This window comes from Haladaptatus sp. (assembly GCF_049589095.1).
Classification (GTDB): domain Archaea; phylum Halobacteriota; class Halobacteria; order Halobacteriales; family Haladaptataceae; genus Haladaptatus.
Genome location: NZ_JBAWAC010000177.1, coordinates 1 through 1,777, shown reverse-complemented (window position 1 = coordinate 1,777; position 1,777 = coordinate 1). Strand labels below are relative to the sequence as shown.

The window sequence follows — 1,777 nt, the reverse complement described above, 5'->3', positions numbered from 1 at the left end:
GAGGGCCGTTTCGAGGGCATCGACGTAGCCGTACACCTGCACGGAGAGCGCGGCGTCGATCGATTCGTCGACGAGTGGAAGCCCCGTCGCCTCACCCGCCAGTAGTTCCACGTCTTCGTCCGCCCCACATCGCTCGGCCGCCAGTGCAAGCATGGCTTGGCTCCGTTCGACGCCGATGACGGACTCGACATCGTAGTCGTTCGCCAACTCTGCGGGTTCGAATCCCGGACCCGGTCCGAGCGAGAGAACGACGTCGCCGATATCGGGGGAGAGCACCTCGCGCACGCGGCGACGACGTTCGACGGCACCAGGCGTCCGATAGGTCGCTTCCTCACGACGGGCGGCCTCCGCATCGTACACGTCCATGATGGTCAGTAACGATACGATCGACTTACAGGTTGTTTTCGACCGACCGTTCCCGTCGAGCCGTGGCGCAACGCCCTTACGCGCCGGACGAGTAGGCGAACGCGATGGTTCGGAACGTCGCACCCGAGATGGCGGAGTTGGAGCCGGAGGATTTCTATCTCCTCTCCGGCGTCGAGCAGGGGATGCGCTTCAGCGAATGGGTGCAAAAGGAGAAGATTCCAAACTTTTCACGGCTGACTGCCGAGGAGGTCGAGTATCGAATCGACCGCTGTCTCGACCGCGAACTGCTCCAGCGCAAGACCATTCAGTACGAGGGCTACACCCTGACGTTCGAGGGATACGACGCGCTCGCGCTCCGGACGTTTTCCGAACGCGAGACGATTCAGGGCGTCGGCTCGCCGCTCGGCGTCGGGAAGGAAAGCGACGTGTACGAGGTACAGTCGTTCCGGCCGCTCGCGTTGAAGTACCACCGCGAGGGGTACACGAACTTCCGCGAGGTGATGAAGGAGCGCGATTACACCTCCGACAACGAGCACGTCTCGTGGCTCTACACGGCCCGGAAGGCCGCCGAGCGGGAGTACGGCATCCTCGAAACGCTGTACCCCGACGTGAGCGTCCCGCGCCCCATCGACCACAACCGCCACGCGATCATCATGGAGAAGATCGACGGCGTCGAACTCGCGCGCTCGAAGTTCGAGGACGCGCAGGTCGTCCCGGTTCTGGACCTCGTGCTCCGTGAAGTGAGCGACGCCTACCAAGCGGGCTACGTGCACGCGGACATGAGCGAGTACAACGTGTTCGTCAACAGCGAGGGGATCACCATCTTCGACTGGCCCCAGGGTATCCCGACCGATCACCAGAACGCAGCGGAGTTCCTCGAACGCGACGTTCGGAACGTGGTCGGGTTCTTCGAGCGGAAGTACCCGCAGCTCGTCAGCGACGTGGACGTATCTGCGGTCGCGGACGCCATCCAAAAAAACGAGTTCGAATCGGTTCGCGCGTACTCAGAAGACGTACGATAGCACCGCCAGTACGAGGAACACAATTACCAGCCACTTGGCGATGTTCATCGACATGCCAGCGATACCACCCGCGCCGAGCACGGCAGCGATGATGGCGAGAATGACGAACGCAACCGCGAGTGCCAGAAGCGCCATCAGTAGTTCACCTCGCTAACCACGTATCTGTGTGCGAGATACATGGCCATTCATTAGACGGCTAATTATATGGTATGATGGGCTGAATTAGCAAGGTAGGGATGTTATTTGTGGCCGAAATCGGATTTTATCACAGGAGATGAGGTTTCCAATAATTATTTTCTTGTTAAAATAGATTGAATAAATTGATAATATGTGGGAAATGTTGTGTGTATATGGCACGACAGGAAGTCGCCAAATACCTCGAACAGCAC

At 59.2% G+C, this 1,777-nt stretch carries 3 protein-coding genes; 1 reads left to right on the top strand and 2 read right to left on the bottom strand.

Annotated elements, in window-relative coordinates; translation table 11 throughout:
• On the bottom strand, positions 1–366 hold a 366-nt coding region (locus WBV42_RS05935), incomplete at its 3' end, for a methyltransferase domain-containing protein (protein ID WP_423985206.1).
• Positions 367–470: 104 nt separating this feature from the next.
• On the opposite strand from WBV42_RS05935, the gene WBV42_RS05930 reads away from it, so the two are divergent.
• On the top strand, positions 471–1,388 hold the full coding sequence (locus tag WBV42_RS05930; protein WP_423985205.1) for a serine/threonine-protein kinase RIO2: 918 nt from the start codon (positions 471–473) through the stop codon (positions 1,386–1,388).
• On the opposite strand, the gene WBV42_RS05925 is transcribed toward WBV42_RS05930, so the two are convergent.
• The gene (locus tag WBV42_RS05925; protein WP_082837798.1) at positions 1,371–1,523 is read right to left on the bottom strand and encodes a DUF1328 domain-containing protein; all 153 of its coding nucleotides are present in this window, start codon (positions 1,521–1,523) and stop codon (positions 1,371–1,373) included. The two genes, WBV42_RS05930 and WBV42_RS05925, sit on opposite strands and share 18 nt — an antisense overlap.
• Positions 1,524–1,777: the final 254 nt, after the last annotated feature.